At 48.2% G+C, this 15,690-nt stretch carries 9 protein-coding genes; 2 read left to right on the forward strand and 7 right to left on the reverse strand.

Going from position 1 to position 15,690, the window contains the following annotated elements:
• Positions 1 to 198 precede the first annotated feature (198 nt).
• On the forward strand, positions 199 to 2,979 hold the full coding sequence (gene secA / locus LKE40_02800) for a preprotein translocase subunit SecA (GenBank protein MCH3916404.1): 2,781 nt from the start codon (positions 199 to 201) through the stop codon (positions 2,977 to 2,979).
• 188 nt (positions 2,980 to 3,167) lie between these two features.
• Here the strand turns inward: secA and LKE40_02805 are convergent, their stop codons facing one another.
• From LKE40_02805 to LKE40_02825, 5 genes are all read right to left on the reverse strand, one after another.
• Positions 3,168 to 3,446 carry a hypothetical protein gene (locus LKE40_02805; protein ID MCH3916405.1) on the reverse strand — a complete coding sequence of 93 codons (279 nt, stop codon included), beginning with the start codon at positions 3,444 to 3,446 and terminating at the stop codon, positions 3,168 to 3,170.
• Between the two features lie 224 nt (positions 3,447 to 3,670).
• Positions 3,671 to 6,010 carry a chitobiase/beta-hexosaminidase C-terminal domain-containing protein gene (locus tag LKE40_02810; protein MCH3916406.1) on the reverse strand — a complete coding sequence of 780 codons (2,340 nt, stop codon included), beginning with the start codon at positions 6,008 to 6,010 and terminating at the stop codon, positions 3,671 to 3,673.
• 418 nt (positions 6,011 to 6,428) lie between these two features.
• Positions 6,429 to 8,756 carry a molybdopterin-dependent oxidoreductase gene (locus tag LKE40_02815; protein MCH3916407.1) on the reverse strand — a complete coding sequence of 776 codons (2,328 nt, stop codon included), beginning with the start codon at positions 8,754 to 8,756 and terminating at the stop codon, positions 6,429 to 6,431.
• Between the two features lies 1 nt (position 8,757).
• Complete coding sequence (locus LKE40_02820; protein MCH3916408.1) at positions 8,758 to 10,176, reverse strand: FAD binding domain-containing protein; 1,419 nt, start codon at positions 10,174 to 10,176, stop codon at positions 8,758 to 8,760.
• 696 nt (positions 10,177 to 10,872) lie between these two features.
• Positions 10,873 to 12,015 (reverse strand): LysM peptidoglycan-binding domain-containing protein, encoded by a 1,143-nt coding sequence (locus LKE40_02825; GenBank protein ID MCH3916409.1) that lies wholly within the window; start codon positions 12,013 to 12,015, stop codon positions 10,873 to 10,875.
• Positions 12,016 to 12,083: 68 nt separating this feature from the next.
• On the opposite strand from LKE40_02825, the gene LKE40_02830 reads away from it, so the two are divergent.
• Complete coding sequence (locus LKE40_02830; protein MCH3916410.1) at positions 12,084 to 13,745, forward strand: penicillin-binding protein 2; 1,662 nt, start codon at positions 12,084 to 12,086, stop codon at positions 13,743 to 13,745.
• Here the strand turns inward: LKE40_02830 and LKE40_02835 are convergent.
• Together LKE40_02835 and LKE40_02840 are read right to left on the reverse strand one after the other, a co-directional pair.
• Complete coding sequence (locus tag LKE40_02835; GenBank protein MCH3916411.1) at positions 13,738 to 14,652, reverse strand: PfkB family carbohydrate kinase; 915 nt, start codon at positions 14,650 to 14,652, stop codon at positions 13,738 to 13,740. The two genes, LKE40_02830 and LKE40_02835, sit on opposite strands and share 8 nt — an antisense overlap.
• Positions 14,642 to 15,685: a hypothetical protein gene (locus tag LKE40_02840; protein ID MCH3916412.1), complete on the reverse strand. Its 1,044-nt coding sequence runs from the start codon at positions 15,683 to 15,685 to the stop codon at positions 14,642 to 14,644. Before LKE40_02840 ends, LKE40_02835 begins: the two co-directional genes overlap by 11 nt.
• Positions 15,686 to 15,690 lie beyond the last annotated feature (5 nt).

A 15,690-nucleotide genomic window follows, 5' to 3' on the forward strand; every position in this document is an offset into this window, starting at 1 on the left:
AAAAATGCAACAACAGAGTCAAAATGACACATATTGGGGCAATTAGACTGTTTTTTCTCTCTTTAAAGCGCTTTGTTTCCGTTTTTCCTTGAAGAAATTGTAGTTTCATAGTAACTTTCAGTGGATAATTGTAATCATGCAGTTTCCTTTTCACTGGAAGCAATCCGGTGCCAAGAAACAGACAACGTGGAGAAGTACATGGCAAAATCGATTTTCGGAGTTCTTTTCGGAACCAAGCAGGACCGTGACATAAAGAAACTCAAGCCAATCGTCAAGCTTGTAAACGACCAGGAATCTTGGGCAAAAGCCTTCAAGGATGAAGATTTCCCAAAACAGACGGCCGAATTCAAGAAACAGGTAGCAGAAGGCACCGGGTTGGATACGTTGCTCCCCCAGGCTTTTGCCCTAGCACGTGAGGCAGCATTCAGGGTCTTGGGCCAGCGCCATTACGATGTGCAGATAATGGGCGCCATTGTCTTGCACAAAGGCAAGATATTGGAAATGAAAACCGGTGAAGGAAAAACACTGACGTGTGTTCCTGCTGCTTATCTGAATGCATTGGAGGGCAAAGGTGTACATGTAGTCACCGTCAACGACTATCTGGCTTCCCGTGATGCCCATTGGATGGGGCCTGTATACAACTTTCTTGGGCTCAGTACAGGTGTCATTGTCTCGGATATGGACAATGACTCAAGAAGACAGGCATATCAGGCTGATATTACCTATGGTACCAACAACGAATTCGGATTTGACTATCTGAGAGACAATATGAAATGGTCTCTTGCAGACAAGATACAACCGAAGCACCATTACTGCATCATCGATGAAATTGACTCGATTCTTATCGATGAAGCCCGTACGCCTCTGATTATCAGCGGCCAGGCGGAAGATGATTCCGAACAGGTACTGGGTGCTGAACAGATTGCAGGCTCTTTGGTTGAATGTGAAAAAGATCCTGCGACAAATGACTACTATGAAGTCGATCCTCTTGCACGTTTTGACAAGGACAGTGCTCCATTCGATGAACGGGGTGACTATAAGATTGACGAGAAAAAGAAATCCGTTTCATTTACCTCCCAGGGTCTTACCCATATGGAGGAATTGCTTCAGAAACACCATACCATCTCAGGAAGCCTCTATGAGGGTGCCAACTTTGAATATGTGCACTATGTGACCCAGGCAGTCAAAGCCCTTCGCCTCTTCCAAAAAGATGTTGATTATGTCGTCCAGGACAATGCCATCCAGATCGTCGATGAATTTACCGGGCGTATCCTATATGGAAGACGTTACAGTGACGGCTTGCACCAGGCAATTGAAGCAAAGGAACATATCAAGGTCCTTGGGCAGAACAAGACATTGGCGACGATTACGTTCCAGAATTTCTTCAGGATGTACGACAAGCTTTCCGGTATGACCGGTACTGCTGAAACAGAAAGCACTGAATTCATGAAGATATATGAGCTGGATGTCGTAGTCATCCCTACCAATCGCCCAATCATCAGAAAAGATGAGCAGGACCTGATCTACTATGATGAAAACTTCAAGTTCAAGGCAATCTGCGAAGAGATCAAGCGGATACATGCTACAGGACAGCCGATTCTAGTTGGTACAGTATCAATTGAAAAGAGTGAAGTGCTCTCTACGTTGCTTCGGAAGATGGGTATCAAGCATGAAGTGCTCAACGCCAAGAACCATGCCAGAGAAGCTTTGATCATCGAGGAAGCCGGTGCAAAGGGTGCAGTTACCATTGCCACCAATATGGCCGGACGTGGTACTGATATCAAACTCGGCGGCAGCATCGAGAATATGGCGAGGAAACTCTGCGGTACCGATGCGACTCCTGAAGAAATGGCAGAGGCAACAGAAAAGGTCCGGCCACAGTGGAACAAGGCATACAATGAGGTCAAGGCTCTCGGAGGTCTGTATATAATCGGTACAGAACGACATGAGGCCCGCCGTATCGACAATCAGCTCAGAGGTCGTTCCGGACGTCAGGGCGACCCCGGTTCCTCACGTTTCTATGTATCCCTGGATGATAACCTGATGCGTCTGTTCGCAAAGGACAATCTCAAGGAAATGCTCGGCAAAGCCGGCATGAAAGATGGAGAGCCGCTCCAGCATAGGATGCTGACAGGTTCCATTGAACGTGCTCAGAAGCGAGTCGAGGAAAGAAACTTCGATATCAGAAAGCATCTGCTCGAGTATGATGATGTGCTCAATGAACAGAGAAATTTCATCTACCAGAAGAGGGATGATATCCTTGGTGAAGAGCATATCCTGCAGAAGGTGCTTGAATATTGCCACAAGCTCACAGACGGCTACGTAGACGAAGCCTTTGACTTGAAAGATGACAACCAATGTAGGAATATCGTCGAACGGATGGACAGTGAAATGCACCTGGCATGTTCTCCCCTCGCCCAGGAAGCTACGCGGGAAGAATGGAAGGAGTATCTGCATAAGACGATTGATGACGAAGTCATGGCTAAGGTGGCAATCACGACAGAAAAGCCGTTCAATGATTTCCTGAGATTCCATTTCCTTCGTCAGATTGATATCCGTTGGCAGGATCATCTCTCCATGCTTGAAGAGCTAAGAGAAGCCGTAGGCCTCCGTTCCTATGCGCAGAAGAATCCTCTTGTTGAATATAAGCTGGAAGGATTTGACATTTTCAACCAGATGTTGGAAAATATAGAGGATTTCATGGCCTTTACCCTTGTCAATGTCAGGATCAGAGAGAAGGATGAAAGCTATGACAGGCAACATAAACCGGCTAAAACGGTTGAACGCCATACCAGAAGTGCGGCCTTCCAGGAAAAGGCAGACCAAGCGGCTCGGCAGACGCAGAAAAACCGTCAGTCCGACCAAGGGCAGACAAAACCTGTCACTATCAGGAGGACTTATCCGAAGGTAGGAAGGAATGATCCCTGTCCTTGCGGTTCCGGTAAGAAGTATAAGAATTGTCATGGAAGGCATATGTAACAGATCATATGCTTTTGGTTAGATCAGAACTCTCTTCAGAGGAATATGTGGACTACGTGCACAGGTGCAAGTCATCTGTGCACGTTCTTTTATTGGTTGGGTTTCAAAGTCATATACTATGGATTCTTTATACCTTTCCGTTGTTTTCGGAAAAGGCAACGCTCATTTGAATAATCAATGGTTTTCTTTCATTCTTCTGTGATATCAAAAAACCTCTTCGAAATCATATTACCGTTGTTGTCTACTTTTACCAGATGAGAAAGGTCTGCTTCGTCTTCACCTTTTGTTTCGAAATATTCATCATTGCAATAGACAAAGTAACTCTTGCCGTTGGGGAAAATTTCAACACGGTCTAAGTTTCTAAGTAGTTCTTCTTCAGCTTGCTTCGTTGTATGGGCCAAAGCAGTGTCTTTAACGGCTGACACACAACAATAATCTTTGGTTGCTTTTTCTTCTTCTTTAATCATTCCATCGTCCCAAATACTGACTCACTAAATGTACTTTCATTTTATGTTCTTTGCTACATAGATAGACATTTCCATAAAAAAGCCTTTGTGTACAATCATATGGTATACATCATGGAATACTGGCAAGTCATAGTATAATGCCACAGAAAGCTCCTTGTATTTCATGTACAGGGCCCCAGGTTCCTGCACCTCCTTTCAAACTAGTCAAATTGACAAATAGGTAATCAGAAAGCCCGCACAGCCCGAACATAGTGCTTGTTGCTCTTGATGTCGTCGTACTTGCTGTCAAAGTAGAAGTAAACGTAGTACGCGTTGTCAGCGCTGGACTGAGAAGAACTCCAATAGTAACTATCCTTGAATCCTCCGATACTCTTTCTTTGCTCGTACATTTCGTATAACTCATCCTGCGATGGCAGAAACCAATCGCTGTACCCATTCAGTGTCTTGTCAGAGCATACCTTTGCCGCATAGGTATCGGTGATGCTCTTTTTTTCAAGTGTATCTACAATTGCTTCAGTGTTTGCCTTTCCGGTTTCGATTGCAGTGCTTGTTCCCGAGACTGAAGTCTTATAACCTCCCCAGACATAGGTTCCTTCATCAGCAGGTGCCGCCTCAAGATACCGCCAGCCATTGCTATAGGAACCTTTGTCATAGAATATTACGCCACCCGCAGGTCCAGTACTACCGATCGTATAAACAGCTTGCTTCATATATTCTCCGCTTGTTGCAACCGCAGAATTTGCCATGCCACTCTTCACCGCCATGGCCTTTATTGTAGTCGTAGCACTCAGGGGAATGCTTCCTCCCGACGTAATATGGCTGCTGCTTGTCGTCGGTGTAGTACCATCTGTCGTGTAGTAGATGGTTGCACCACTGGTACTCGTCATTGTCACTGTCTGGCTATCGGTAAAGGTCGTTCCTCCTGCAGGACTGAAAGTCGGTGTCGTTACTGTTGAAACTGTAACTGCCTTACTTGCCACTCCAGAACTGGCAAAGTTGTCCTTCACTGCAATGGCCTTGACCGTCTTGCCGGAAGTCAGAGTAAAACTTGTCCCTATTGTACTCGATGCAGTCGGAGTACTCCCGTCTGTCGTATAGTGGATAGTTGCTCCGCTGGTCCCACAGCTGATGCTTACCTTCTGCCCGCCTGTGGTTGCGCTCTGGGAAATGACAGGCGTCGCTGCCTGCAGGGTATAGGTGTTGACTACAACAGCAGAGTTCACTTCCCCGCTTGCTTCATTGAATGCCGTGATCGTTGTTCCTGTGCTGGTGATGCTGATGCCTGACGAGTAGGTCTGGTAGCTTCCGCTTCCTACCTTGTAGCGTATGGTATCGCCAGTCAGTGTCAGCGTAAATGTATTGCTGTAGGTTCCGGTGGTCTTGCTGAAGTCTGGTCCTGTGGCAACGCTGTAGGCCTGTGTCCCTGTGGCAGACCTGACCATCCCGTCCTTTTCTGCATAGGCCTCCACCTTGAGCTCCTTGCCCTGCGTCACCGGGATACTTGTCCCTGTCGTCCAGCTTCCATAGCTTGCACTGCCTACCGCATACCGGTAATGGATGGTTGCTCCGCTAGTCTTGCAGCTGATGGCAACATCTTGCGAATCTCCTGAACGCAGGCTGAAGGTCGGTGTCGCTACAGCAGAGACCGTGATGGCCTGGCTGGTCTCCTCTGAGTCCAGCAGGTCTGCCTTCACGGCAACTGCCTCTACCGTCTTGCTCTCTGCCAAGGTGAACGGAGCTGTATAGCTCTCTCTCGTACTGCTGGTGGCAGGGTCAGTCCCATCTGTCGTGTAGTAGATTGCCGCTTCTGCTGTATCGGTTGCTATGGTCACCTGCTTGCCGCCGGTAACATCACCTGTGCTTATCGTCGGTTGTGCTGCCTTGGAAAAGTCAGCGTCCTCGAAGCTGATCGTCCCGCTCGACTCCAGCCCCGTGAACACGTTCACCATGTCCATCCCTGAGAAAGTGAGCTGTGTACCAGAGGGATTGGTAAACCTCACCCCTACCAGGTAGTCGCCTGCAGCGGCAGTGCCGCTCACTGCCACACTGCTTCCGCTTGCTGTCCCTTCATACCAGCTGTCCCCGAGGCTTGCCTCAACCTTGGTAAAGGTCGATGACAGGTCTTCCGGCCAGCTTATCCCTATGCTATAGGTCCCGGTGTCACTTGTAAGGTAATGCAGGGTGAAGCTGATGGAGCTCGTCTTCCCTGAGTTGACTGCGACTCCGGTTGCATCAGCCTGTTCGGTGATCACCGTCCCGTCGCTGTTCATCCCTTCCACATGGAAGTCCCAGGTGCCTACGGGAATGCTGGAAACCGTATTCTTTTCACCGAGGACCAAGGTCTGCTTGGAAAGCGTCTTGCTGCTGTTCGTCTCTTCCCCCCAGAAGGACACCTGGGTGACCTTGGCACTGTTTCCGGGAGTTATTGACTTGGCGTGCTCCATCTGCAGAGAGACTTCCCCCACCTGCAGGTCAGGTTGATCACAGGAAACCAGCAAACAGATTACCAACAACAGTAAGGACAACTTGCAGAAAAATTTCAGTATGTTCTGCATTTTTTTCATAGGATATGCTCCGACCTGGGCACAACACAAGAAGTTTCATGTGGTCGGATTGAAAACAATGAGACCGTATACTGTGATACCGTATGTCCAGCTATTAAGTTCAGTATTATGTCATAACTTTCATTATTTACAATAGACAACTTACATAAAATGTAAAGAAAAGCACAAACTCATTAAATTCTCTTTCAAAAATTATTTTGATGGATCTTATATTTTCTTGAGTATACTTAGGCTATTACAGGAATAATAGATAGTCATGCGTTAAATAGCTCCTTGTAACTAAAGTCATAAGGAAACGCAAGCCTTCCTGATTTTAGGAAGGCTTGCATCTATCATGAAAATATTTCAGCCAGCAGTACTATTCTGACTGTAGTTGAACTTGGTACTCTCTAGCCAAGTATACCATCAAATTTCTTTCCTATGCACCTATCACAGGACTACCGCCGGCATCTGACGATCTCAGTCTCTCGATCTCCGCCAATACATGCTCGGCAGTTGCAGGGTGTCTAAGAAATACTTTCTTTCCCGGCGCCGTAGCAGCAACGGCATCACGCAGTGCATTGAATACTGAAATACCGTAGAGGAACGGAGGTTCTCCGATGCCCTTATTGCCGAGAACACCGCAGATCTTGTCATCAGTAGGTATAAGATCTACGGTAAAATCAGTCGGGAAGTCGGTAATCAAAGGAACTTTGTATTTTGCAAAAGAATCAGCCAACTGGACACCCGAGGTACTGACAGGAAGATCCTCCATGGTCACATATCCAAGTCCTTGGATAAAACCACCGACAACCTGTCCTCGGTCAATATCATAGTCAATCAGGTTGCCACCCTCATGCCGTATATGTACCAAGTCAACCGTATAGGTACCGGTAAGTACGTCGATAGTCACCCCGGAAAGAGCAACACCATTGGTAAAATATGAAAAGGGCGTACCTTTTCCCGTCTTTTTGTCATACTGCAACCCCGGCGTAGCAAAATGAGCCTGGGCACCGAGCCGATACCTATGGAAATAGCAGTAGGATACCAGTTTCTCAAACGGATATTTCTTCTGGCTTGCCCGTATGTCAAAGGCCATATCGTCTTCTATCCTGACATATTGGAGAGCCGGAGGAAGACCGAAATCATCCTCAAACATATGGGAAGCGGCTTCCTTGAGAGACGCGAGGATAGTAAGGGCAGCTTTCCTTGCTGCAGCTCCGTTGATATCAGTCCCGGTTGACGCTGCCGTTGAAGTTACAGTTCCTACCCGATGTGTATTGGTCGATTCATTGTGTACCCGTGACACAGAAACACCAAGTGTCCTTGCAACGATTTCCTCGACTTTCGTATACAGCCCCTGGCCCATTTCGATACCACCGTGCGATACAGAAATCGACCCATCAGTAAAGATATTGATAAGGGCATTCCCTTGGTTAAGGAAAGTTGCAGTAAATCCTATGCCATACTTGATGGGTACGATACCAAGCCCTTTCTTTGAAAAGTGATGCGACGCATTATATGCTGCCTTTTCTTTGCACAGACGTATGTAATCTGCACTTTTCAAAAGCTGGGCATGGATCTCGGGTACCCTGACCTCTTCCATGATCATGCCATAAGGAGATTTTTGTCCTTCTTCCAGAAAATTGACTTCCTGTATTTCACTTACATCCTTGCCTAGTTCACCGGCAATCCGGAAGATAATCTCTTCCATGACCAATGTCGCCTGAGGAGCTCCGAATCCCCTGAAAGCAGTATTGGGAGGAAGGTTGGTACGGCAACCGGTACCGGTGATCTTGGCATTCGGAAGGTAATAGGCATTGCATATGGCAAATACTGCTCTTTCCACAATCGCCAGACTAAGATCCTCATAGTAGCCACCGTTTGCATAAAGTTCCACTTGGAAAGAAGTAATCTTCCCCCTATCATCAAATCCTACATGGTAATAGGAAAGGTATGGATGACGTTTCCCTGTAATCCGTATATCCTCATTCCTTTCAAGGACCAGGCAGCAGGGATGGTGTGTCAGATAAAGTCCCAACGCCGCAAGTGCAGCCCATACGGTGCCACCCTTTTCCTTGCCTCCGAATGCCCCGCCTATGCGATAGACATCGACTTCCACCTGGGATTCTTCCAATCCAAGGGCAAGTGCAGTGACTTGCTGGGCATCAGAAATACTCTGGGTACTGCACTGGATGACAATATTCCGTCCATAGGTATCATAACTTGCAAAAGCCCTTTGGGTCTCGAGATAGGCATGTTCCTGCCCTCCTGAGACAAAGTTGCCTTCAATCCTGTGCTTCGCTGTTTTGTATGCCTGGGTGACGTCTCCACAATTGATGATCAAAGGTTTTGTATAGAATGACTTTTTATTTATGGCATCTTCAATGGTCACGATACCGCAGCCATCGTCTTCAGTGTTGACCTTGCATAGCCGTGCAGCCTTCCTTGCCGCCATCTGAGTACGGGCAATGACAAATCCGACCGGTTGTCCAAGGTAGCGGACATTCTTGTCAGCAAGCAGGGGCTCTTCCTTACGATTCGCAGATCCATGACCGTTCACTCCAGGGATATCGGCAGCAACGACACCTCTGATGAAACCGTCAACCTGCTTACACGCAGAAAAATCGACCGAGATCAGCTTGCCGGATACAATCGGAGAGGTCACAAGACAGCAATGCCAGTAAGACCTGAAACAATCAGCTTCACCGTCAAACGACATGGTTCCTTTTACAAGTTCCTTCAGGTTTTCCATTCTTTTGTTCATTTCAGTCAACCTCTCTGATTGCAAGTACATGCTTGATGATGTGGTTCCTGATCAACTGGCTTCGATAGGTAGCGCTGCCCCGGACATCGCTCAAAGGGGCAAACGACGAGGCAACGGAAGCCGCCTTGGCAGCAAGTTCCTTTTCATCCATCGATGCCGGGATATCCCCCAGCCTGACCAGGCGGACTGTCTTGTCGACCCCTCCGAAGGCAATCTCAAGGCTTTGTATGTTCCCCTCGGCATCCGCTGTATACGAAACGGCAGAATTGACACTTGCAATATCAACAGCCTTTCTTTTTGATGTCTTCTCAAATCTGTAGGATTTCTCCAATGCTGAATCAGGTATGGATATCCCCCACACAATCTCATCCTTTGCAAGGGCCATCTTCTTATAATCAAGATAGAATTCCCTGATGGCAACGCTGCGCTCTCCGGCAGGTCCTCTCACCAGCAGCCGGGCATCATAGCAGAAAAGCATCACCACAGAATCCGCAATGGGAGACGCGTTGCAGATGTTCCCGGCCAAGGTCGCGAAGTTGCGGATCCCCCTATGGGCCATCATGCCCAGCATATTGCACAAGGGTGCCAGCTCCCTGGAGGCAATTTCATTCCCTGCAATCTGAGACAGGGGCTCTGAGGCCCCGATCACGATGCAGCCCTTCCCATGGCTGATGCCGAGCATCTCCCTGACCCTGGAAACGTCTATCACCCTCGGAGGAAAAGCATCTGTCGCATGCGCCCTGACCGACAGGTCCGTGGAACCGCTGACGATGACAGCATCAGGGAACTCCTTCCGCATGCCGTCCAGCTGTCCGAAGTCAAGCGGCATCAGGTAGTCTCCGGCCTGCAGCCCCTGCGGCAACTTGGAAAGCTCCGGTTCTATGGCACGCAGCTTCGCTGGGACGACGTCCGCCTGCGGATGGGCCTTGAGGGAATCAGCCACCAGCCTGGCTGTTTCCATGATTCCCTCATATCCGGTACAACGGCAGATGTTCCCTTCCAGTGCAAGCACCAGTTCTTCATAGGTAGGAGTCCCTTCTTCGGCAGCAAGCGAAAACATGCTCATGATGAATCCCGGTGAGCAGAAGCCGCACTGCAGCCCATGCTTTTCCAACATGGCTTCCTGGATCAGGTTCAGTTCCCCATTCTCGCCGCCTATCCCCTCGACTGTAATGAGGGAAGTCCCCTGCAGCTTGCCTACGGGCATAAGGCAGGAATTCATCGACCTGTAGCTGACCTTGCCCTGACAGGCCGACGCGAGGGTAACGGTACAGGCCCCGCAGTCCCCTTCCCCACAGCCTTCCTTGGTGCCGGTCAGCCACAGGTCCTCCCGCAGGAAATCAAGGACGCGCATGGACGGATCCAATTCCCTTTCAATAAGTTCGCCGTTGAGAAAAAAAGAAATCTTTACTTTCTGCATGTTCTTAAAATCCCTTATACATAGGTTGCTTGTGCAACTGATTCATCTTTACCTTTCTTGTAGCAAAGAAAACAAATATCTTCATAAATTTCTTCAGCCCTCGAGCAACATCATTGCTTCCGATTCTCATAAAGGCCGATACCTGTCCTTCCAAAACATATTCCTTTTATCAGGGTGGAACCCTATTGCTTAGTTTTACAGGATAGGAAAAATTTTCTATCTATGCAACGACACTTTGTAAAATTTTAGCTGAAAATCAAAAATGGAACATATTCATTTGCCTTTGCCGTAATAAGATACATTCTGTAAATACCATATAAGCGGCATATAGATATAGAAATATTTATAATGAATATTTATTTGCAATATCTGGCAACAATAGTTGAATATCAAAATATTTTTACAAGCATATACAGACTGAAATACTTGAACGGAGTTCTTTCCTCTTATGTTTGCTATATAGAAAACGGCAAGAGCCCTGCCGTTCCCATAGGAATTGCAGGCAGGCCGCCAACAGCGCAAACAGTTGCAGGACAATTATAAGTTCATCAACCTAGAATTCAATTTCTTAAAAGGTGTAACAAGCCTTTTGAAAAATACAATTAATCCCTATAAATATTTATTTACAAGAGAATAATATACAACAAAACTACTTTCATTGAATGATAAAAATAGAGCAGATAGTACGTGGCAGGATCACTTTGAAAAGAAATTCATCGGATCAAGAGAAAAACCGTTCTGATAGATGGCAAAATAAAGCGATGGCTTCTTCAGATTTCCGCCACCGGTTGTACCACAGGTTCCGATTGCCTGCCCGGCATCCAGATGGGCCCCGATTGTAGTACTGACTTCGTCGAGATGCCCATAGACCGTTTCATAACCACCTTCGTGTGTCACCTTGACGTATCTGCCTAGGCCATCATCCTGAAAACCGATATCTGCAACGCTGCCTTCGGCACTGGCATGCACATCCTTGCCCTCCATCATGAGGCCCTCCAGGTTGGGAGTATCCCCGTTGGGATTGTCCTTCAGATACTGACCGTACATGGCAGTTATCTTTCCGTCACAGGGACGGATGAATGTCGATGCCGGCCGTGCATATGAAGCGGCAGAAGAATTTTCATCCACATCAGGAATAAACAGTTTCTGCCCGACTTTGATGTTTTCTGATGTCAATGCATTGAGTTCCATCAAAGTTTCCCATCCGAGATTAGGACTATACCGCTTCGCAATGGTAGAAAGCATATCACCGCTCTGCACGACGTAATAATGTCCATCCCTGTCGGGTATGGAAAGGATATCCCCGGCTTTGATCGCATTGACATTTGCAATGGAATTGACGCTGATAAGTGTCTGGATCTTCAGATCATATAACGTCGCAATATCCTGCAAGGTTTGGTTTTCCTGTACCACATGCTGATGGAACTGGACAGCAAGGGAATCGGCTTTATCTTGCTTCATTGTAGAAATATCACGTGCAGTAGTAGACGAATCCTGCTTTGCTGTCACCGTAGGAGCCGAAGCATCGCCAGCGGCAAGTGCCGTAGAATCGGAAGGAACTGTATCGGCTACAGGCTGTACGACCGTCGTACCTACAGTTACAGGTGCCGAAGACAAATCGGCAGAGGAGGATGGCTGGACTACCTGCTGAGGAGTCTCTTGTACGGTAGCCTTGTCAGAAGAAGCCGGAGCAGGCGCAATGAAGACACCATAGACAAACAGGCTACCAAGGACAACAAGCACACACAGGAAAATGACCAGCAGATGGGTGTTGGTCCCGTGTTTGTGTTCATTCTTCCGTTTTCCCCTTCCGTAGTCATCGGGGGGAGTGCCGTCCATGTTAAATATTTCCCTGCTATCTCTCATATATCGACAATACCCTGTCTCTAGTGTACAATATAAAAGCTATGGATTCTACTAAAAAAACAAGAAATTTTCTCATCTTGCTAGCAATCATTGCCATTCTTTTCCTATTGGTACTGATCCGTGTAGGAAACATAGACCATACCTTTGCAGCAAAACGGACAAGTTATGATGATCCTGAGGTTGCAAGCCAAGTGACAAGAGGTGCTATCCTTGACAGAAATGGCAGGATATTGGCAATAGAAAATACGTATACCAGCTGCAGTTTCAGATTGGATGCCATAACAGACCTGCCCGCAGCGGCTGCTTTTGCGGCTCCATACCTGGATATGAAGTCTTCCGAAATCATCGAGGCATGCAAGGGCCATACATACCAGGCTATGGTCAAACGACGGATAGACAAGAAAAAGGAAGAAGCCTTCCGTGCCGCCATACAAGCCCAGAAATACACGGGAAAAATAAAACTGGAGACTTTTACCGGCAGAGATTATCCCTACACATTCCATGCTGCACAGCTGCTTGGTTTCATCGGTCAGGACGGTACAGGGTTGGCAGGATTGGAACATTCACTTGATTCCCAGCTTTCACCGCTCCCTGGGCTTGACGAAAAAGTTACCAGAGGTACCGACGTAACCTTGACATTGGACATGGACATACAATATCTCAGCGACTTGGAAGTCCAGAAAATAGGAAACAAGTTCAAGCCGGAAAGTGCCTTGGCTATCGTCATGGATGCAAAGACAGGAGACCTGCTGGCAGTCACCAGCTACCCTTGGTTCGATCCCAACGATATTTCGGATTCAACTGATGATGAACGACAGGAAAAGGCGTTTTCCATGCTGTATGAACCAGGATCGGTCTTCAAGGTCTTTTCCTTTTCCGCAATCATGGACATCGGGGAAGCAGACCTGGCTACGCCTTTTGAATGTACCGGGAGCTACACCTTCACAAACCGTGGACAGACGGCCACCGTCAACTGTGTACACGCACATGGAACCGTTACACCGACGACGATGATTGCCAAAAGCTGCAATGGAGCAATTTCCTGCTGGGCGCTGCAGACGGATGACCGACCTTTCTACGACAAGTTATGCAGTTTCGGTTTCAATGCCAAGCAGGACCTGCCTGTAACAGGTATTGCACGTTCGAGAATTGCGGATCCGTCCACATGGTCTTTCCGTTCCAAACCTACCATTTCCTTCGGCCAGGAAATGGACACTACGGCACTCAACATTGTTTCAGCAGCAACGGCACTTGCCAACGGCGGTTATCTGCTTTCTCCGCATCTGATACTGGAAAAACAAGCAGGAGACCTGTATCCGGGAAAGGGAAAGATCCTGGAAACACGGCAGGTACAAAAGAGCAAGGAACCCATCATCAGCAAGAAGACAGCTGATTTTGTCCTCGGTGCAATGGTTGAAGCAACCAAAGAAGGCGGAACTGCCATAGCCTGTGCAGTCGATGGCCTCAAGGTAGCAGCAAAGACAGGCACTGCCCAGCTGTTCAACGAAAAGACACATAGTTACATCAATAGCAGGACAATGGCATCGACTCTGGCAATCGTACCAGAAGATGACCCGAAATATATCATCTACATAGCAGCAAAAGCACCAAGCCAAGGTTCGATATGGGGCAGCAATATTGCAGCCCCTGCCGTCGGGAATCTGATCAGAGGCCTGGTCGCACAGGGAAAGCTCCTCAGATGATGGAACCGGGAGCAAAGGTCTGTGCCACCTTGCTGCCGACAGACAGTGCAGACGCACAGGCATCAGGGAACGATACTCCCCCAAGCAATGCAAGGCAGAGCCCAGAGCAGACGCCGTCCCCACATCCGATGGTATTCACCACACGGTCTACCGGAGGGACCTGCAACGTATAAGGCTGCTCTCCGTCGAAGCACAAGGCCGGCCATCTGCCGTGGGTCAGCAATATCCGGGCTTTTGCCATCCTGCCCACTTCAACCATCTTCTGTTTGGCAAGTTCCACGGTCCTGCTACCCTCATGCCCTTCTGTCACGGTACAGTCAGGCAAGAACGTAGAAACAAACTCACTGAGATTCGGCTTGACGACAAGGCCTTCTACTTCAAGGCAACGTCTCAGGTCTTCGCCTCTGACATCAAGCACCACCGTCTTACCCAAGTCCCTTGCTTCCCTGCAGAAATCCCTGTAAAGAAAATCTGAATATCCGGCACATCTGCTACCGGTAATGATAAGCGCATCACTTTCTGCAATCCTCTGCCCGAACAGTTTTCTGAGTCCTTCCTCAGTACCGGATGGCACAGCCGTTCCCTCTTCCACCAGTTCAGTTGCCATGCCATCATGAAGGACCGTCGTACAACAGCGGACAGGAACCTGTGCATCGACACTACAAAGCGTAAAGCCTGCTTCGTGGCATAAATTTGCATGTAATTCGGCTTCTTCACCGCCCTGATGACTCAAAAGCACGGCTTCGGCACCCAGCTGTGTCAGTATCCTGGCACAATCAGCACCTTTTCCACCCACAGAAAGCAACGACCGTTTGCTTCTGTTGACTTCTCCGGCTTTGAAATCCTCAAAATACAGCGTTCTCTGAAGCGTCGGATTAAGACAGACAACAAGGATTTTATTTTGCATCACCTTCTCCTGCAACCAGCGATGTCCCATTCTCCCACATGGACTTGAAATCCAAAGAGAATCCTGTAAGCAGGCTCATGATATAGGCACCGCTTGCCTGCTGCAGGTCTCCTGTGATATTTGGCCCATTGCTGAGGAACAGCAAAGGAAGCCCTGTCCCGTGGCAAAAAGAAAGCACGTTTCCGAATGTAGCAGTCTGGTCACACATTGTCACTACAGCACTCTTGAACTCATATGCTGAAAACTTTGCGTAGTCGCTTTCCAGCTGTCGCAGCTTATGCCTGGCATCGATGCAATAGAAGTGCCCGACCTTGGCCAAGGGAAGATGAGCAAGCATAGCATCTGCAAGCTCATCGTCGATACCCCTTTGGTCGACAAGCACCAGGTCATATTCGTCAAAGCAGTCCTTTGCCAATTTGTCAAAAGCAATGAGATCTGCTGCATGGAATACATGCATTGCAGGCAGATGCTTTTCTTCAGCAAGTGTACCGGCACTACCCAATGTCAGGAAAGCGACCTTCCTTTTTGAAAGGTCAATGACATCCTCCGAATAGAGTGCTGCCAGTTTCAGCAAGGCAAGTGTCTTACCGACACCTACCGGTCCATGCAAGACAAAGAATTTCGGAGGATGAAGCATGTCATCACGGTCGATGCCGGCCGAATCTACCAACCGGTTGACCAACCGCAGTTCCATCTCCGTCAGATCCTTGGCATCTGCCCATACGAGATTGCCGATCACTTCTCTTGTCAGCTCCTCAGAAAAATCATTGGACAGCAAGGTCCGCCGCATATCCTTGACGACCTCGCTGGGCGCTTCTATCGACTTCGGCGGCTGAGCTTTGGCTTTTGCCACCTGCTCTGCCTCAGGCCCCTTTTCCTTGACCAGATAGCATTGGATGCTACATCCTCCCCTTCGACGGAACGAAGGGGCAAGTGTCGTCCTGGTATGAATCCTGACAGCACTGCCGAATTTCTGCCTGGCAAGTTTCACCGCCTCGTCATAATCCTTTCCTACGAATGTCAGGAATTCCATACCGA

The organism is Spirochaetia bacterium, from assembly GCA_022482625.1.
In the GTDB taxonomy this organism is placed as follows: Bacteria; Spirochaetota; Spirochaetia; order Sphaerochaetales; family Sphaerochaetaceae; genus Pleomorphochaeta.